We start from the raw sequence: 17634 nt of genomic DNA, 5'->3' as shown, positions 1-17634 counted from the left end.
ACCTCAGTGCCCCGCCAGTGCTATCGGCGCCGGGTGGGCCAAGCCGCCCCGGCACTTGAGCACCCGCACTTGCGCAGGTTTTGCCTCGACGGCCAGGCGCAAGGCGGCGGGCGATGAATTGACCGCCTCGCTCAAAGCGCGCCAGGCAAACGCCAGGGTTTGCCCGGTCTCGGCCGCCACCTGCAAGCGCCGCAAGGCGCGGTCGTCGGCCTTGCGCGGCCAGCACAGCACCGCGCCGCAACTGCCCGAACGCAGGCACTGCTCCACCGCCCACAACACGTCGCGCGCCTCGGCCTGGATCACCGAAAGCTGGCGCAAATCCACCCCGGCGTTCTGCCAGGCGTGGGGGTACGGCGTGTAGGGCGGCGCCACCAGCACAATCCGCTCGCCCGCCGTTGATAAGCGGGCCAGGGTTGGCAACACCAATTGCAGCTCGCCAACGCCCTCCTTCGCCATCAGGATTTCACTCAGCGCCGACTCCGGCCAACCGCCCGTGGGCAACACCGCGTCCAGCGCCGCCAGCCCAGTGGGGTGCACGCTGGCCGGTGGCACGGCGGGCCGGCCTTTCCAGACGCGGCCGCCATTGAACAGCGTATCCAGAGCAACGACGGCGCCCATCAACCTTGCCTCACCAGGCCGCAGAACACCCCTTCGATGGCCAGGTCCTGATCCGGCCCGACCACAATCGGTTGATACGCGGGGTTGCGCGGCAGCAGGCGCACCTGCTCGCCGTGGCGCTCAAAGCGTTTAATGGTGACTTCGCCGTCCAGGCGCGCCACCACAATCTGCCCGTTCAAGGCTTCGGCGCTGCGGCGCACGCCCACCAGGTCGCCGTCGAGGATGCCGTCTTCGATCATCGAATCGCCCTGCACACGCAGCAGGTAATCCGGGGTTTTGGCGAAAGTGGCGGGGTCGAGTTGCAGACGATTGTGCACTTCGGCATCGGCGCCGATGGGCAGGCCGGCGGCGACACGGCCGAGTACGGGCACGTCCAGCCATTCGGGACGCGCCGGTTGGTTGAGCAGGCGGATGCCACGGGCCTGGTTGGGGTTGACCTCGATGAAGCCGGCTTCGGTCAGGGCCACCACGTGTTTGCGAGCGACGCTGCGCGAGGCAAAGCCGAACGCCTCGGCGATCTCGGCGAGGCTTGGGGGCTGGCCTTGTTGCGCGATACGGTCGCGGATGAAGGTCAGGATGGCGGTGCGACGGGGGGTCAGGGTTGTCATGGAGTACATTTGTACTCTTGTGGGAAATTTCTGACAATAGCCGGTAGTCGGGATTGGGGGGGGGTTGGGTGCATATCCATTATTTGGGTAACGGCGGCTTATGGTTCCGCTCTTACAGCGGCTCACTTTTTGAGGGACCAAAAAGTAAGCAAAAAGTCCTCGCCCCAACACTCGGTGCCTCGCTGTGGCTCGGCATGCCCGCAATCCGCCAGTGATTTGGGGGGCCGCCGCGATGGGCCATCCTTGGCCCAGCGCGGCTAAACCGGCATCCCTGCCGGTTTACCCCCCAAATCCCTGTCAGATTCCGGCCATCGTGTTTAACGGGGCGATTTCAGATCAAGATCAAAAGCGCAGATCAAAAGACCGCTGACTTCGTCATCGAAAAGGATGTAAGAGCCAGAGCAACAGCAACAGCAACAGCAACAGCAACAGCAACAGCAACAGCAACAGCAACAGCAACAGCAACAGCAAAGCCATACTCGGTCTAATGTGGGAGCTGGCTTGCCTGCAATGGCATCAACTCGGTGTGTCTGATGTACCGAGGTGTCTGCATCGCAGGCAAGCCAGCTCCCACAGAAAAGCAGCTCTTCAGTGTATGCAAATCCGCTTTTCGCTTTTGATCCAACCACTCAGGTCGGCTTTCAGGCCGCCGTGCTCTGCTTTTGATCTTGCTTTTGATCTGAGGCGCCCCGTTAACCACGATGGCCGAACGCAGGCTTGAATCCGTGGGTAACCCGGCAGGACGCCGGGTTAGCCGCGCTGGGCCAAGGATGGCCCATCGCGGCGGCCCACGGATTCAAGCCGGAGTGAGGGCACACCGAGCATTAGCGAGGTGCCGAGTGGTGGGGCGAAGACCTTTTGGTTACTTTTGGGGCGTTTGCCAAAAGTGACCCGCTGTAAGAGCGGAACCATAGGCCGCCGTGACCGCAGCAACGGATATGTACTCAATCAACCCACTCACTCACCAGCCATCTTTAAGCATCCGCAATTCCAGATGCTGCAACAGCATAATGGTCTTGCCATCGACAATCTCCCCACTCTGCACCATCGCCAGCGCCTGCTCAAACCCCAACTCCAGCACTTCGATATCCTCACCCTCCTCCTCCAGCCCGCCCCCCGTACCAATCTGATCCGCCTGCGTATACTCACCGATAAAAAAGTGAATCCGCTCAGTCACCGAACCTGGACTCATAAACGCCGCATAGATTTTTTCCACATGACCGACGCGATACCCGGTCTCTTCCTCAGCCTCCAGGCGAATACGTTCTTCAGGACTGGCATTGTCCAGCAACCCGGCAGCCGTTTCGATCAAGTAGCCGGGGTAATCGTTGACAAACGTAGGCATGCGAAACTGCCGGATCAACAGCACCGTGCGCTGACCACGGTTGTACAACAGGATGGTCGCGCCATTGCCCCGGTCATACACCTCACGAGTCTGGGCCTGCCAGCTGCCATCCTGGCGACGCAGGTCGAAGCTGTACTTTTTCAAGTTGTACCAGCTGTCTGAAAGGGTTTCTTCAGCGGTGATGCGAATAGGGCTGTTGTCCATGGTCGGGCCTTTGCTCATAGAAGCCGGGAGCATGTCGCGCCAGCAATACCAGCGTCAAGCGGCCTGCTTACGGATACAATCGCCACCCAAGAAGGATCGCCAGGTTCACGCCAATGATGCTGCACATCCCGACGCTATTGATGGTAGCCATGTTCGTGTTCGGCCTCATGGGCCTGCTCACGGTACATGCCTGGAGTCGTGGCCGCGAACCGACCCTGGGCTATCTGGGCAGCATGCTGCTGCTCGCCGCCCTGGGCACCGGGCTGATTGTGGTGCGCGGCGTGGGCATGGACTTTGTCGCGCTGGTCATCGGCAACGTGGTGCTGCTGCTCAGCGCCGCCATGAACTGGACCGCCATGCGCACCTTCGTGCAACAAAAACCCAATGTACCGGGCATCCTCGCCGGCGCCGTCCTGTGGTTGGTGATGTGTTTGGTGCCGCCGTTCTATGGCTCGCTGTCGGCGCGCGTCACCCTGTATTCACTATTGGCTGCCGGCTACGGAGTGCTGTCGGCGCTGGAGCTGTGGCGCAAGCGCAAAAGCCTGGAAGTGGCCTACGTGCCGGCCCTGGTGCTGACGTTGTGGCACACCGGTTTTTATGGCGTGCGCGCTTTTACCGACCCTGGCCTGCCGATCAACAGCGAACGGGCCTCGGAGAGTGAAAGCACGCCGTTTTTTGCATTCATGCTGTTTGAGTCGATGCTGTACGCCATCGGTATCGCCTACGTCACCTTGGCGATGGTCAAGGAGCGCGCCGAGTTGCGCTTCAAGGCCGCCGCCTTCAGTGACGCGCTGACCGGCATCGGCAACCGCCGCGCCTTTATGCTCAAGGGTGAACACCTGCTGCACCGCCATCAATGCGCGGCCCTGTTGCTTTGCGACCTGGACCACTTCAAACGCCTGAACGACAGCTTCGGCCATCCCATGGGCGACCAGGCGTTGATTGCCTTCAGCCAGGTGCTGCAGGACGCGTTACGCAACGAGGATGTGTTCGCACGCATTGGCGGCGAAGAGTTCGCCTGCCTGTTGGCAGGCAGCGATGAAACCGATGCGTTGGCAGTGGCCGAGCGAATCCGCCTGGCATTTGCGCGGTTGGAATTGCTGGCGCCGGGCTTTCTGAGCGTGAGTATCGGCATCGTCACCACCCAGGCAGCGGGCAGTGACTTATCGCATTTATTGTCCCAGGCCGACCAGGCGCTGTACCTGGCCAAGGCGCAGGGGCGTAATCGGGTTCAACTGGTCACGCCGGCCTGAGCCAGCGGCTGCTTGATGCGCGACCACGCGGCGGCGACTTCTTGCGCATTGGCCGCCTTGATGCGTGCGAGATTGCGCGGGTACTCCACGCCTGGGTTTTCGGTGAAGCGCGCGGCGGTGAATTGACCATTGCTGGCGCGCAGGATGTAGCCCGTGTCCTGACACTGCCCAGAGGCCAGGAACACTACGCCCGGCGTCACCCACTCTGGCTTGAGTTCATCCGGTTCGTCGGTCACGCCCCACATGCGCGTCTTGGCCACCGGCGAGATCGCGTTGACGTTGATGCCGGCCTCGGCGCCTTCATGGCTCAGTGCATTCATGATGCCCAATTGCGCCATCTTGCCGGCGCTGTAAGCCACCAGCCCGGTTTGCTCGTACTCCACGTACATGGCGCGGTCGGAGGTGGTCAGGATAATGCGCGGCGCCGCTGAGCGCAGCAGGTGCGGCCAGGCGTGCTTGCACAGCCAGAGCGGCGCGTAAAGGTTGATGTCCATGGTGCGCTGGAGGAACGCGGCGTCGAGGTCGGCGATGTTCTGGTAACCGACCCAACCGGCGTTATGGATCAGGATATCGAGCTGGCCGTAAGCCTCGATGGTGAAGCTGATCAGTTGTCGGCAACCCTCGTCCGTAGACAGGTCGCCGCCATGCCCGAGCACCGCCAGCCCTTCGGCCTGCAAGGCTGCGGCCGCCGCGTGCACCACCGATGCATCAGTGCCGACGCCTACCTTGTTGGCGCCGATATCGCTGATCACCACCCGCGCGCCACCTTGGGCCAGCGCCCGTGCATAACTGAGGCCCAGCCCGCGCGCGCCGCCGGTGATGATTGCCGTTTTGCCGGTGAAATCCATGTCTGTGCTCTCCTGTTCGGCCGCCCACCCTAACAACCCGAGCAGAGGTTGTTCAAGGCAGCAACACTTTGCAAGCAATCCCCCTCTACGGCCGTCGAATTAATGCCTGCCGGCCCACGCCATCTGGTAAAACGCCTGCTTCGCCTTTGTCCTGGAACCTTCATGTCCTCTCGTTTTCTGTCCCGCCTGGGCCTGCGCTGGGTTCCCCTGCTGTGCATGGCCATCCTGATTGTCGGCCTGCCGGTGGGCTGCGCCGTGCTGCAACACAAGGAGCGTGAGCTGGTGTTTCGCATCGAGCCGGGCACCGCCGGCTGGTACACCGGCCTGCCCAAGGCGGTGCAGGAATTCGATATCAAGCCGGCCAGTTTCAAATCGGGGCAGAATCTGCACGGCTGGTGGTACCCGGCCGGCCACAAGGATGCGCCGGCGATCCTCTACCTGCACGGCGTGCGCTGGAACCTTACCGGGCAGTTGTTTCGCATTGAACAGCTGCACGCGCTGGGCTTCTCGGTGCTGGCCATCGACTATCGCGGGTTTGGCCAGAGCCACGGTGATTTGCCGTCGGAAACCAGTGTGTATGAGGACGCGCGCATTGCCTGGGAACGTTTCCAGATATTGCAGCCCGACCCCGGCAAACGCCTGATCTACGGGCATTCGCTGGGCGGCGCCGTGGCTATCGATCTCGCCGCTGAGCTGAGCAAACAAACGCCTGTGCCGGTGCGCGGGCTGGTGATCGAGTCCACCTTTACTTCCCTGGGGGATGCGGCCACCGCCGTGGCCAATACCTCATTGCCGGTGCGTTGGCTGCTGTCGCAGAAATTCGATTCCATCGACAAGATTGCCGACGTGCACATGCCGCTGCTGGTGGTGCACGGCCTGGCCGACCAGTACGTGCCACCGCGTTTCAGCCAGCAGTTGTTTGAAGCCGCCCAGGAGCCCAAGCGGTTGCTGCTCGTACCCGGCGCCACCCACAACAACAGCATGAGCCTGGCGGGTCGCAGTTATGGCCAGGCCCTGGAAAAACTCATGCAGGCGAAGATGCCAGCAACGACGCCAGCAACCATCGCCACGCACTCCACAGGTCGCGACGGCGAGTCGTAATAGCAGTTTTCGGCACTGGGTTCGCGCTTGGCTGTCAAGCGCCAACCCTGCCCATACTGGTCCAAAATAGAATCTGATCAAATATTAACCGAAGGTTAAATCGCCAACCCTGCCGGGCCTTCGCAAAGTTATCCACAGAGATACCCACGGTTTTCGTGGACAACTCTTTTTACTTTTTTACGATTTTTTTGCTCAGCAAACCCCTGTGGGAAAGCTACCCGGCAGCAAAATCTCGCGATTCACATCGCGTATATCGTTATAGCCACACAGTGCCATCGACACATCCAGCTCGCGGGCGATGATGTCAAGCGCCTTGGTCACACCGACTTCACCCAACGCGCCCAAACCATACAAATGCGCCCGGCCGATCATGGTGCCTTTGGCCCCCAATGCGATGGCCTTGAGCACGTCCTGGCCGGAGCGAATGCCGCCATCGAGCCACACTTCAATCTGCTCGCCCACAGCCTCTGCAATCGCCGCCAATTGGCTGATGCTCGACGGTGCGCCATCGAGCTGGCGCCCACCGTGGTTGCTCACCACCAGCGCATCCGCACCGCAATTGGCGGCCAGCCGCGCGTCTTCCACATCCAGGATGCCCTTGATAATCAGCTTGCCGCCCCAGCATTGCTTGATCCATTCCACATCGTCCCAGCTCAGGCGCGGGTCGAATTGCTGGCCGATCCAGGATGACAGCGAAGTGATATCGGCCACGCCTTTGACATGCCCGACGATATTGCCGAAGCCATGGCGCTTGGTGCCGAGCATGCCCGCCACCCAACGCGGCTTGGTCAGCATATTGAGGATATTCGGCACAGTCAGCTTGGGCGGCGCCGACAAGCCGTTGATCAAGTCTTTGTGGCGTTGGCCGAGGATCTGCAAATCCAGAGTCAGCACCAACGCGTCCACACCGGCAGCCTTGGCGCGCTCGATCAACTGCTGCATAAACACGCGATCACGCATCACATACAACTGGAACCAGAACGGTTGGCCAACGTGGGCGGCGATGTCTTCCAGCGAACAAATGCTCATGGTCGACAAGGTATAACGCACGCCAAAAGCGGCAGCCGCGCGGGCAGTGAGGATCTCGCCATCGGCATGCTGCATGCCCGCCAGCCCAGTGGGCGCCAAAGCCACGGGCATGGCCATGTCCTGGCCGATCATGCTGGCGCGGATTGAACGCTCATCGATATTGCGCGCCACCCGCTGACGAAATTGGATGCGGGCAAAATCGCTTTCATTTGCCCGGTAAGTGCTTTCAGTCCAGGAGCCGGAGTCGGCGTAATCGTAGAACATCCGTGGGACACGTTTTTGCGCGAGCCTGCGTAAATCTTCGATGGTTGTGATCAACGGCATCTAGGTCACCTCTCCCTGAACTGAGCCTGGAGAGTAACCGCCCATCGGCTTGGTAACCAGCCATTGCGTTTGCGTGGACGGGTGATTAATCTTGCACAAACACGCAAAAAGACGCACAAACATGCATAACACACATCAAGCTATCGACCTGCCTTCATTGCGCAAACAGAAGATTTTGCTGCTGCTGGAGCGCGACGGCAAAGTCACTGCGTCAGAATTGGTCGAGCACTTCGCCGTGTCCCAGGACACCATCCGCCGCGACCTCGGCGAACTCGCCGCCGCCGGGCTGCTGCAACGCGTACACGGCGGCGCCCTGCCCCGGCCCAAAGACACCGGCAAGGATTTTTTCACCCGCGTCGGCGAGACCAACGAAGCCAAGCGCCACCTCGCGCAACTCGCGGCGGACCGCGTAGAAGACGGCCAGATTGTGCTGTTCGATTCGGGCTCAACCACGCTGCGTATTGCCCAGTCATTGCCGCACGCCATTCGCCTGACGGTGGTCACGCCGTCACCGATGATTGCCATCGCCTTGGCGGACCACCCAAATGTCAAAGTGATTTTGGCCGGTGGCCAGATCAACCCGGCGACCCTCTCCACCAGCGGCCACGAAGCTGTACGCCTGATTCAGAGCATCCAGGCAGACCTGTTGTTTACCGGTGTCTGTGCATTGCACCCGCAAGTGGGCATCACTTCGCTGCACTTCGATGAAGTAACGGTCAAACAAGCCCTGCTCGACAGCGCCTCCCACGTGGTGGCCGTGACCATGGCCGACAAGCTCGGCGCGGTAGAACCCTTTGTGGTGGCGCCGTGCAGCCGTATTCATACGCTGATCACCGAGTGGCATGTGCCGAGTGTCGAGGCGTATGAGCAACTAGGCCTGGAAGTGCTGCGGGTAGAGGTCGAGTAGCAACAAGCCATCGGTCACGGCGTGATTGAATCAGCAGGCAGCCCAGTTGCTCCCCCAAGTTCAAGCAGTGTTCAAGGAACTCATCCAGTACCGTCTCGCAGTGCTGCAAGCGCAGTTCATGGGTGATGCCCTGGGCGCCTTGACCGAAAACCGAACGCCCGCAAAGTCCGGCCAGTGTGCGCGCGGCAGACTCCAGCCGGCACAGCGCACGAATAGCGGTGCCATCAAAACAGAACCTTGGCCGCGTCACGCATGAAAATCTCGATGGTTTTTGGCCCCACGCCGTCGAATTCGGCCAGGCGTTTTTCGAAGGCCTCACGGTTTTCGCTGGCGCTGCGCATGTGGCTGATCTTGCCCGCGTACTCGGCATTCAACTTGGCGCTGAGGTCCAGCAGACGCTGCGCTGTGCTTTCGTCGTAACGCACGTAATGGGCACGCCCGAGCATCGAAACCAGCTCACGCGACGTGCAATGTTGCAACTTGCGTGCAGTGTCGCGGCCCTCTTGCTCCACGATCACCTTGTAAGCCTGCGCCGCGATGGGCGCCTGAATACGCTTGCCCATCAGGAAGCTGGCGATAAACCACTTGAACAGGCTGGCATCATCGTCGGGCGCAAGCTCAATGCCCAGTTCAGACGCCGTGATCGAACGGGCCATGCTCAGTGGCCCAGCTTGCGCTCGGCCTTGGCAGCCTGCTCGTTGATGGCGTCAGTCTGGCGTTCGGTGTCCTTGATCGACGTGGGCGTCAACACTTTGTCCACGGCTTTGGTCTTCGGGTTGGGCTGTTCCAGCGTCTGCCCCTTGGCAGGTTGTTGACGGCCTTTCTGGGCATCTTCAGAGCTGATGGGTTCCGGGGTTTTGTCGACAGTCTTGGGATCGGTCATGGTGAGTCTCCAGGCAATAGAAGGCCCGCAAAAAGCAGCAGGCGTCTATGCAGCAGAGGCCAGCGATTTTCGATAGTTCAGGATTTTTGCAGGTCGGCCCTCCTCGAAAACCACCCAAGAAAAAAGTCCAAATTAATTTAAACCTTTGCCGCCCACGCTCGATCCACTCTCCCACACCGCATGATTAATCCATCCAGCAGGAGAGACTCGACCATGAGCTCACAACTCAACGGCAAGAACATCCTCATCATCACCTCCAACACCGGCATCGAGCGCGACGAGCTGCTCAAGCCTCTGCAAACATTGCGTGGCTATGGTGCGACGGTGACGCATGGCTCCAGCAAAGGCGGCACCGTGCAGACGTTCGTCGGCGACACCGAGAAGGACCAGACCGTGGAATCCGAGGTCAAGCTGTCGCAGGTGCTGAGCAGTGACTTCGACGCGCTGGTGATTCCCGGTGGCACCGTGAATGCCGACACCCTGCGTCAGGACGCGGCCGCATTGAAGCTGATCAACGACTTCGTCAAAGCCGGCAAAACCGTCGCCGCCATCTGCCACGGGCCATGGGCGCTGATCGATGCCGGCGTGATCGAAGGCAAGACGCTCACCGCATACAAGAGCGTGCGCATCGACCTTGAAAACGCCGGCGCTGCAGGCGTGGTAGATGCCCAGGTCAAGGAGTGCAAGGCCAATGGCTGGACCTTGATCACCTCGCGCACACCGGATGACCTGCCGGCATTCAACGAAGCGATTGCCAAGGCGGTCGCGGGATAACGGGCAGGCTTGAACGCAAACAGGCGCCCGGGGGCGCCTGTTTGCTGTGTGGCTTGTGTTCAGTGTTTACGGTGCTATTTATGGTGCTGGTTATTTACGGTGCTATTTATTTACGGTGCTGGGCCATCTCACGTTTTGGCCCGAACATGGCCCAGGCAATCAGCCCGAACAACGGCACAAAAATCAGAATGATCAACCACAACCCCTTGGTCTCCCAGCCGCCGGTGCTGCGCAACACGATGTTGATCGCCCACAATTCCAACGCCAGCAAAATCACCGCCAGCACGATCCAGATATAGTCTATTTGCATGCATCACCTCCTGAGGTCGTATGCATTAGGTCAAGTGATCGGCGTGAGGGTTCATTAAAAATGTCGGTTCATGGCCTTTCGTCGTGGCGGCGAAAAAAATCAAAACTTTGCCGGATCCCCTGCACTCCCAATTAATGCCTCCCTTCGGATTCAGAGCAAGGGCAGCTTTTGACAGGTGAAGCATGGAAAAGGATTCTCGTCATGAAGACCGGTATTTCCTGCAAGATCGTGTTAGTGATTTGCCTGACCGGGTGCTTGGCAACCCCCGCCTACGCAGCCTTCGGTGATGCCGTACCCGGTTCGGCCCTGCCTCCGGGCACATACCCCAGCAGCCCGTCGGACAGCAACAAAAAAGCTGAAACGCCGCAGAAGGAAAAGACCTCCTCCAGCGGCACGTCAACTCAGCAGCAAGGCGGGAAGAAAACCCAGAAAAAAGCCCCCAAAAAAGGCCGTTGACCTAGCGCCATAACCGGCGGGCGCCTCCCGTCATGCGTCGCAACACCTGCGGATTGCCGCGCAGAGAATGCACGATCACCATGCCGATATGACCGACGATCAACACCAGCATTGTCCAGCCCAGCAAGCTATGAAAATTGCGCCCCAGGTCAATCATCCACTGGATTTTATCGCCCTCGAAACCCGCCATTATCGGCAGGCCAAACGCCGAAAACTCACGACCGGAGCCGTACTGGCGTACCAGCCCGATAACAGGGATAAGGAACATCAGCGCATACAGCACAGCATGCCCGACAGCAGCCGCACGGTTGAAACTCGGCGGGCGGTTGTGCCGGTTCAGCAGGTTCCAGCCGGCTCGCAGTATCAGCAGCACCAGCAAAAGCAGGCCCGCCGACTTGTGATACGGCCATAGCCACTTGTCCAGCGCAGAATCGGAGGACAGGAAGTGGACAACCGCCGAGCAATAACTCCAGGCAAACACAATTGCCATCAACCAATGCAAGGCCCGACTGACCGGGTCGTAGCGGTCGCTCGCGCAGAAGGAATGGGGCATCTCATCAGAAGTTTTCGTCATCTCAGCCTCTTATTAGTCTGTGCATTACAAAGACCGTGAAGATGGCATTCCCGGCAAAAAAATAGAATTGATGAGGATGCCCGCACGGAACATCAGGCCGTTTCCTACGAGATAATGGGACGCTCTTGTAGGCGGCGCGGTCAGCCCGTAAGAAAGAGCGAGGGCTGCTGCGCAGCCCAACGCAGGGCAAGCCTGTTCGCCACAGTGACGGTGATCGTTCTGGAGCCACAGTGTCACCCAATGGGTTCACCAGAACCTCAAGGCACCGGCAACCAGCCGCGGAAACCGTTTTTAGCCAGCGGGCACCAGGCAAAGTCGCCTGCCGGGTCCGGCAGTATCTGATGCTCAACGCCCGCCAAGGCGCTGCCCTTCCAGTCGAACACCCTTGCGTCTCGCCAGGCCAGGACCACGCCCTGGGCCTGGCTTTCATCGGCATTGATCCAGCGTGCTGCCGCGGCCGCCATAAAGGCTTCGATCGGCTCCTCATCGATGCGCGTCCGATACGAGGACGCCAACAGCCAGCGGCACACATTCAGGTGATAGGTCCAATCCTGGGCGACCTGGTTGCGATAGGCCCAGGTCATAAAGCTGCGGAACAAGTTCAAGCCCTCCGGCGGGTCGAGCTTGAGCAGCGCCGGGCAGATATCGAACAAGGTGTGCCAATACGGCAACAGGCGTGCATCCAGGTGCACGAAGCAGCGCGAATTGCTCGGGTATTCGGGGCGCAAGGGTTCCGCGCGCAAACGCCGGGATGCCTTGCTGACCAGGCGGCTGGCGCCTGCTGGCAAAGGTGGGTTCATGAAACGCACTCACAGTCGTGACGATAGAACGCCTCCTGATCACAGGAAGCCCAAGGCACACGTCAGAAAGTGGGGGAAGCGCGAGGGTTGGCCGACGGCCAGCAATAGCGTGGCGGTGCCTTGTTGCGCCGTTCATGGGCCGGGCGCGGGGTTTGCCCAAGGCCGAGCAGCCAGGCCAGGCCGATCATGAACACGATGGCCACGGTCACGGCCGCGCACACCGGGCAGGCAAAGTAGTTCGAGATGTTGCTGGAGGCCGTGTTTCCTGACCCTTTGTCGGAAAGCGGCGCCTGGCTGCCGTCCGCCGAACAGAACGCCCCGCCGATACCATTGAGCTGCAGGCCCATCATCTGCCCATGCCCCAAACCGCAGACGAACAGGTTCATCAGCACGCAGAAGTACAGGGCCCAGGCGATCAGTGAACGGTCGGGGTGGCTCAATTTCATGGCGGCGACTCTACCACCGAAGCCGCAAAAGGATGAAGCGCCACGCGCCCCTGTGGCAGAACGTCGCAGATTACGTGGGCTGGCCGGGGTTGGTAGACTGTGCGCCCGCATCATTACTCCTTTTCAAAGCCTGAACTGTAGATCCAGAGCAATGCAGGCGTTTCACAGGATGCACAGTTGATGAGTACGTTATTCACCCGCCGCAAAGTGCTGACCGGTATGGGCCTGCTGGGCCTGGGCAGCCTGCTGGGCGGCTGTGACTACAGCCCCAAGCTGAACTTCAAGTACGGCAAGGACCTCAGTGACAAGATCATGGGCCGCACCTTCAAGCTCAAGAACACCGACGGCGAAACCGTCACCCTGAGTTCGTACCGTGGCCTGATGCCGGTGGTGTTCTTCGGCTTCACCCAATGCCCGGCCGTGTGCCCCACCACCCTGGCCCGCGCCGCCCAGGCCAAGAAGCTGATGGGCCGCGATGGCAAAATCATGCAGGTGGTGTTTATCACCCTCGACCCCGAGCGTGACACACCCGAATTGCTCGACCGCTACGTCAAGGCCTTCGACCCCAGCTTCGAAGCGCTGTATGGCACCCCGGAAGAAATCGCCGTGGCCGCCAAGGAGTTCGGCATCTTTTATGAAAAGATCCCGGCCGGAGACACCTACACCCTGTCCCACACCTCCACCAGTTTCGTGTTCGACACCCGCGGCAATCTGCGCCTGGGCCTGTCGGCATCCCTTACCGCTAAAGAGTGCGCAGAAGACCTGCTCACCGTCATGGAGGTCTGCTAATGACTGCCGTTCAAACCCTCAAGCGCCTGACATTCGGCCTCACCTTGCTGGGCCTCGCGGCGCACGCCAGCGCCCAGGTTCAGGTCAGCGATGCATGGGTACGCGCGACCGTGGCGGGCCAGACCTCCAGCGGCGCGTTCATGACCGTCACCGCCGACAGCGACAGCAAATTGCTCAGCGTGAAGTCGCCTGTGGCCAAGGACGTGCAGATTCATGAGATGAGCATGAAGGACGACGTGATGCGCATGGGCCCGGTGGATTCGGTGGCCCTGCCTGCCGGCAAAGCGGTCAAGCTCGACCCGGAGGGCTACCACGTGATGCTCATGGGCCTCACCGGCCAGATCAAGCAAGGCGACCAGGTGCCGTTGACCTTGACCGTGGAAAACGCCAAGGGTGAGAAGCAGACCGTTGAAGTAACAGCCCCTGCCCGCGCGCTGACCGATATGGGTGACATGGACCACAGCAAGATGCACTGAGAACCGCTGATGAATGTGGGAGCTGGCTTGCCTGCGATGCAAACACCTCGGTGTGTGAGGTAGACCGCGTTGATGCCATCGCAGGCAAGCCAGCTCCCACAGAAAAGCAGTTCGCGGCGCACACAAATGTGCTTTTGATCTTAATCTGGCAAGCGCTATCAGCCATATCCAAAACCTCTGCCATCAACACTTTCTATATATTTTCAATCTACTCAAACACCCGCTAGCCTGATTGCGCCGCAACGTCGGCCCATAATTCCAACAATAAATCAGGTGTCTCTGTGAACAACACATCCCCCCAACGTGCTGTGAAAAGCCTGCTTTCCCTTGCCGTGGCCTTTGCCCTGTTCAACAGCCTCAGCGCCTATGCCGCCAACACCGGCGAGCTGCCCTGCACCACCACCGAACAATGCGCGGCCCAGGCGGCCAAGGTCGGCGCCACGCCCGACAGTTCCCAAACCGAGCGCAAGGCCAAGGGCGACCCCACCCAGACCCAATTCGCCTGGCTCAACCGCATCAACAAAGCCTCGATCGTGATGCTCACCGAAGAAGGCATCGTCAAGCCCGAGATGGGCCAGAGGATCGCCGGCGGTGTGCGCTACGCCATCGCCCAGGCCGACCAGCCCGGCGGCACGCGCCCCAGTGATGTGCTGCAACTGGAAAAAATCATGACCGACAAGATCGGTCCCGAAGCCTCCTTGATCCACTCCGGCCGCAGCCGCCAGGACATGCTTGCCACCTACCGCCTGGCCGCCCTGCGCAGCCAGGTGCTGGCCTACAGCGAAGCGCTCAACGCCACACGCCAACGCCTGCTGAACATCGCCGACAAAAACGTCGACACCCTGGTGCCCGCCTACACCAACGGCGTGCAGGCCATGCCCATCAGCTATGCGCATTACCTGCTGGCCTTTGAAGCCGCGTTCGACCGCGATGGCCAGCGTATCCGCGAGCTGTACACACGCCTCAACCAGAGCCCGATGGGCACCGCCGTGCTGGCGAACTCGGCGTATCCGCTGAACCGTGAGCGCCTGGCCGAGCTGCTGGGCTTTGATGGCGTGCGCGAGAACTCGCTGGATTCCAGCCAGGTCTCGACCTATGACATTCCCATCGAAGCGGCCAATATGGCGTCATCGTCCGCCATCCGTGTGGGCGCGATGATTGGCGATATCCACACCCAGTACCATCAGATTCGCCCTTGGCTGTTGCTCGATGAGGAAGCCACCTACACCAGCAGCGCCATGCCGCAAAAACGCAACCCGGGCTTGCTGATGCGCGCGCGTGAGAGTGCCTCTGACGTGGTGGGTCTGGCCCAGGCCGTCACCTTGCGCGCGCATAACGTCACCACCGGCATGACCGACTACAAGTTCGCCTTCGACTCGCTGGGCGTGTTCCGCTCGACCCAGGAGATGTTCCACAGCCTCGACGCGGTGCTCGACGCGCTGCAGATCAACCCGCAGCGCGCGCTCGAAGAACTGGAGTCGGAATGGACCACCTCGATGGAACTGGCCGACACGCTGGAGCGCCAGTACAAAGTGCCGTTTCGCATCGGCCACAGCTTTGCCTCGCTGATCGTCACCGAAGCGCGCAGCAACGGCACCACGCCGAAGACCTTCGCCTATGCCGACGCGCAGAAACTGTATAGCCAGGCGGCGGACAAGTACAAATGGACGCCCAATACCCTGCCGCTCGATGAAGCAGGTTTTAGAGCGGCGCTGTCGCCCACCAACATGGTCCAGACCCGCAAAGGCACCGGCGGCCCGCAGCCACAGGAGGTCAAGCGCATGCTGGTGGAGGCGCGCAAGACGCTGCAGGCTGATCAGCAGTGGCTCAAGGAGCGGCATGAAAAGCTCAAAGGCGCCGAAACCCATCTCGACCAGGCCTTCGACAAGCTGGCCGACAGCAAACGCTGAACGGATTGTGGTGGTCGCAGGCTTTGGGCATATTGACGGCCGGGCCGCTTGCGGCCGCCCACCACTGCGTCTTGTCACGGGATAGGCCACCATGGAACTTCGCCATTTACGCTATTTCATCATGGTGGCCGAAGAACGACATTTCACCCGTGCCGCCGCACGCCTGAACATGCAACAACCGCCCCTGAGCCAGCAGATTCGTGCCCTGGAGCAGGAGCTGGGGTTCGATCTGTTCAAGCGCCACCCCAAGGGCGTAGACCTGACGGCCGGTGGCCTGGTGTTTCTTGAAGAAGCCCAAGCCATTTTGGCGCGTGTTGAGCATGGCGCACTCAAGGCCTCCCGCGTGGCCCAGGGCATCGAGGGCACCCTGGCCATCGGCTTCACCAGTTCGGCCGCCGCCCACGCGCTGATCCCGCGCATCATCCGCGCCTACCGCGAGCGCTACCCGGCGGTAGAGCTTTCGATCAATGAAGGCAGCGCCCGGGAATTGACCGAAGACGCCATCGAAAAACGCATCGACGTCGGCATCCTGCGCGCCCCGGTCAGTACCCATCAAAGCCTGACCTTCCACCGCCTGCTCAACGAAGAAATGCTGCTGGTCCTGCCCACCGGCCACCCGTTGCTGGACGCCGCAGGCAGCGCCATCCCCCTTGCCGCACTCAAGGACGAACGCTTTATCCTGGTACGCCGCCCTGGCGCGCCGGGCATGTACGCCAACTTGATCACCGCCTGCCAGAACGCCGGTTTCGAACCCAGGATTGCCTTTGAAGTGGAACGCATGCTGACCAACGTCAGCCTGGTAGCGGCCGGCGAAGGCATCTCCGTGGTGCCGGCGTCGATGCGCGATGTGCACCGTGACAGCGTGGTGTATTGCCGAATCAAAGACGCCAGGCCCAAGCTGCTGGCGCCGATTACGCTGGTGCGGCGCGCGTTTAATCCGTCGGCGCCGTTGCAGAATTTTATTGGGCTGGCGCGGGAGTTGGGGGCGGTGTATCGCAAAGGCTGAGACCCTTCACCCTCGGTTGCGTCATCAAATGAAACCCCTCGCTGAGCAATTCGACCGTGGCACGGATGCTTTCGGTCTGGCGCGGTACCGCGAACAACCCATAGTTGACGCTCAATGCGGCATTGCCAGCGGGCGCCAGCGCAATCACGCGCATGGTGTGCGGGTTGATATTGTCGGCAGGCAACAGGGCAACGCCCAAACCGTTTTCGACAGCCGCGCTGATCACACCGACGTTCGGGCTGGTGACGGTCACGCGAAAGTCGCGACCGGCCGCCAGTAATGCGTCGAACATCAAGCGTCGCCACGCGCAAGGCTCGGCGTACACGATCACGTCCAGAGGCAGCGCCGGATCGACTTCATCGTCAATCGCGCACACCCAATAAAGCGGCACATTCCAGGTGCGCACCGGGTCGGCGGCGAATACCGAGCTGACGCCGATGGCCACATCCAACAGGCCGTCGTGCCAGCGCTGCGCTAACGCATCGCCGTGGTCCACGGTGATTTCCATGTGCATATGCGGGCAGGTGCGGCGCAAACGGCCCAGCGCCGCCGGCAAGGTAGTGACCGCCACGTCTTCGGACAAGCCCACGCGCACAGTGCCCATCACCGTACGCTCCTTCAGGCGTGTGGCGACCGTTTCACCCAGGGCCAGGATGCGTGTGGCGTAGCTGAGCAACAACTCACCCTCGGTGGTGGGCACCACGCCACGCCCAGTTCGGCGCAGCAGGCGTTGCCCAAGCAGCTCCTCCAGACGGCGAATCTGCGCACTCAGGGCCGATTGCGCCCTGCCCGCCTGCTGGGCGGCGCCACTGAGGCTGCCGTGGTGGCACACCGCAACGAAAGTGCGCAGCAAATACGGTTCGAAGGCATCGGATATCATGTTTGGCATAACTCTGAATCAACTGTTATGAGCCTACCTTGATAGCTTGCCCATGGCTACGCTGCTCAGCCTGTTCAATCAGTGAGTAATACG

21 protein-coding genes and 1 pseudogene are annotated in these 17634 nt (G+C 60.8%); 9 read left to right on the top strand and 13 right to left on the bottom strand.

The window, feature by feature from the left end:
• Positions 1-3 precede the first annotated feature (3 nt).
• From imuA to HU759_RS12625, 3 genes are all read right to left on the bottom strand, one after another.
• On the bottom strand, positions 4-618 hold the full coding sequence (gene imuA / locus HU759_RS12635; RefSeq protein ID WP_017135401.1) for a translesion DNA synthesis-associated protein ImuA: 615 nt from the start codon (positions 616-618) through the stop codon (positions 4-6).
• Positions 618-1235, bottom strand: a complete 618-nt coding sequence (lexA, locus tag HU759_RS12630) for a transcriptional repressor LexA (RefSeq protein WP_017135402.1) — start codon at positions 1233-1235, stop codon at positions 618-620. The genes imuA and lexA overlap by 1 nt, the downstream gene beginning before the upstream one ends.
• Before the next feature lie 952 nt (positions 1236-2187).
• Positions 2188-2775 carry an NUDIX domain-containing protein gene (locus HU759_RS12625; protein WP_026013479.1) on the bottom strand — a complete coding sequence of 196 codons (588 nt, stop codon included), beginning with the start codon at positions 2773-2775 and terminating at the stop codon, positions 2188-2190.
• 113 nt (positions 2776-2888) lie between these two features.
• On the opposite strand from HU759_RS12625, the gene HU759_RS12620 reads away from it, so the two are divergent.
• Entirely contained in the window at positions 2889-4028 is a 1140-nt protein-coding gene (locus HU759_RS12620) for a GGDEF domain-containing protein (protein WP_170038473.1), read from the top strand.
• Here HU759_RS12620 and HU759_RS12615 read toward each other — a convergent pair.
• The gene (locus HU759_RS12615; RefSeq protein WP_170038475.1) at positions 4007-4876 is read right to left on the bottom strand and encodes an SDR family oxidoreductase; all 870 of its coding nucleotides are present in this window, start codon (positions 4874-4876) and stop codon (positions 4007-4009) included. The two genes, HU759_RS12620 and HU759_RS12615, sit on opposite strands and share 22 nt — an antisense overlap.
• Before the next feature lie 162 nt (positions 4877-5038).
• Here HU759_RS12615 and HU759_RS12610 point away from each other — a divergent pair, with 162 nt between their 5' ends.
• A complete protein-coding gene (locus HU759_RS12610; RefSeq protein WP_017134483.1) occupies positions 5039-5977 on the top strand; it encodes an alpha/beta hydrolase in 939 nt (312 codons plus the stop codon).
• A 192-nt stretch (positions 5978-6169) separates the two neighbouring features.
• Here HU759_RS12610 and HU759_RS12605 read toward each other — a convergent pair whose 3' ends face one another.
• Positions 6170-7330 (bottom strand): alpha-hydroxy acid oxidase, encoded by a 1161-nt coding sequence (locus tag HU759_RS12605; protein WP_170038477.1) that lies wholly within the window; start codon positions 7328-7330, stop codon positions 6170-6172.
• A 121-nt stretch (positions 7331-7451) separates the two neighbouring features.
• Between HU759_RS12605 and HU759_RS12600 the strand changes: the two genes are divergently transcribed.
• A complete protein-coding gene (locus HU759_RS12600; protein WP_138450257.1) occupies positions 7452-8237 on the top strand; it encodes a DeoR/GlpR family DNA-binding transcription regulator in 786 nt (261 codons plus the stop codon).
• 25 nt (positions 8238-8262) lie between these two features.
• Here the strand turns inward: HU759_RS12600 and HU759_RS29850 are convergent.
• The 3 genes and pseudogenes from HU759_RS29850 to HU759_RS12590 all read right to left on the bottom strand — a co-directional run.
• Positions 8263-8462: pseudogene (locus HU759_RS29850) on the bottom strand (DUF72 domain-containing protein); the annotation flags it as partial.
• Positions 8462-8893: a hypothetical protein gene (locus tag HU759_RS12595; protein ID WP_017134486.1), complete on the bottom strand. Its 432-nt coding sequence runs from the start codon at positions 8891-8893 to the stop codon at positions 8462-8464. The pseudogene HU759_RS29850 and the gene HU759_RS12595, both read right to left, overlap by 1 nt.
• Positions 8894-8895: 2 nt before the next feature.
• Positions 8896-9120: a hypothetical protein gene (locus HU759_RS12590; RefSeq protein ID WP_017134487.1), complete on the bottom strand. Its 225-nt coding sequence runs from the start codon at positions 9118-9120 to the stop codon at positions 8896-8898.
• 213 nt (positions 9121-9333) lie between these two features.
• Here HU759_RS12590 and HU759_RS12585 point away from each other — a divergent pair, with 213 nt between their 5' ends.
• The gene (locus HU759_RS12585) at positions 9334-9894 is read left to right on the top strand and encodes a type 1 glutamine amidotransferase domain-containing protein (RefSeq protein ID WP_138450255.1); all 561 of its coding nucleotides are present in this window, start codon (positions 9334-9336) and stop codon (positions 9892-9894) included.
• Between the two features lie 106 nt (positions 9895-10000).
• Here the strand turns inward: HU759_RS12585 and HU759_RS12580 are convergent, their stop codons facing one another.
• Positions 10001-10204: a hypothetical protein gene (locus HU759_RS12580; protein WP_017134489.1), complete on the bottom strand. Its 204-nt coding sequence runs from the start codon at positions 10202-10204 to the stop codon at positions 10001-10003.
• A gap of 201 nt (positions 10205-10405) precedes the next feature.
• Here HU759_RS12580 and HU759_RS12575 point away from each other — a divergent pair, with 201 nt between their 5' ends.
• Positions 10406-10660 (top strand): hypothetical protein, encoded by a 255-nt coding sequence (locus tag HU759_RS12575; protein ID WP_176991106.1) that lies wholly within the window; start codon positions 10406-10408, stop codon positions 10658-10660.
• A 1-nt stretch (position 10661) separates the two neighbouring features.
• Here HU759_RS12575 and HU759_RS12570 read toward each other — a convergent pair whose 3' ends face one another.
• The 3 genes from HU759_RS12570 to HU759_RS12560 form a co-directional block, all read right to left on the bottom strand.
• Positions 10662-11234 carry a cytochrome b gene (locus HU759_RS12570; RefSeq protein WP_017134491.1) on the bottom strand — a complete coding sequence of 191 codons (573 nt, stop codon included), beginning with the start codon at positions 11232-11234 and terminating at the stop codon, positions 10662-10664.
• A 257-nt stretch (positions 11235-11491) separates the two neighbouring features.
• The gene (locus HU759_RS12565; protein WP_169988741.1) at positions 11492-12034 is read right to left on the bottom strand and encodes a putative natural product biosynthesis protein; all 543 of its coding nucleotides are present in this window, start codon (positions 12032-12034) and stop codon (positions 11492-11494) included.
• A 62-nt stretch (positions 12035-12096) separates the two neighbouring features.
• A complete protein-coding gene (locus HU759_RS12560; protein ID WP_099548705.1) occupies positions 12097-12480 on the bottom strand; it encodes a DUF2946 domain-containing protein in 384 nt (127 codons plus the stop codon).
• A 180-nt stretch (positions 12481-12660) separates the two neighbouring features.
• Here HU759_RS12560 and HU759_RS12555 point away from each other — a divergent pair, with 180 nt between their 5' ends.
• The 4 genes from HU759_RS12555 to HU759_RS12540 all read left to right on the top strand — a co-directional run bounded on the left by HU759_RS12555 (position 12661) and on the right by HU759_RS12540 (position 16661).
• Positions 12661-13269 (top strand): SCO family protein, encoded by a 609-nt coding sequence (locus tag HU759_RS12555; RefSeq protein WP_017134494.1) that lies wholly within the window; start codon positions 12661-12663, stop codon positions 13267-13269.
• On the top strand, positions 13269-13745 hold the full coding sequence (locus HU759_RS12550) for a copper chaperone PCu(A)C (RefSeq protein WP_017134495.1): 477 nt from the start codon (positions 13269-13271) through the stop codon (positions 13743-13745). Before HU759_RS12555 ends, HU759_RS12550 begins: the two co-directional genes overlap by 1 nt.
• Before the next feature lie 281 nt (positions 13746-14026).
• Positions 14027-15655 carry an argininosuccinate lyase gene (locus HU759_RS12545; RefSeq protein ID WP_225933046.1) on the top strand — a complete coding sequence of 543 codons (1629 nt, stop codon included), beginning with the start codon at positions 14027-14029 and terminating at the stop codon, positions 15653-15655.
• Positions 15656-15746: 91 nt separating this feature from the next.
• Positions 15747-16661, top strand: a complete 915-nt coding sequence (locus HU759_RS12540; protein WP_186618424.1) for a LysR substrate-binding domain-containing protein — start codon at positions 15747-15749, stop codon at positions 16659-16661.
• Here the strand turns inward: HU759_RS12540 and HU759_RS12535 are convergent.
• Positions 16615-17550 (bottom strand): LysR family transcriptional regulator, encoded by a 936-nt coding sequence (locus tag HU759_RS12535; protein ID WP_099548708.1) that lies wholly within the window; start codon positions 17548-17550, stop codon positions 16615-16617. The genes HU759_RS12540 and HU759_RS12535 overlap by 47 nt on opposite strands.
• Between the last annotated feature and the right edge of the window lie 84 nt (positions 17551-17634).

It is taken from the genome of Pseudomonas sp. OE 28.3, assembly GCF_014268205.2.
GTDB classification, from domain to species: domain Bacteria; phylum Pseudomonadota; class Gammaproteobacteria; order Pseudomonadales; family Pseudomonadaceae; genus Aquipseudomonas; species Aquipseudomonas edaphica.
This window is presented reverse-complemented; position numbering and strand designations above follow the sequence as displayed.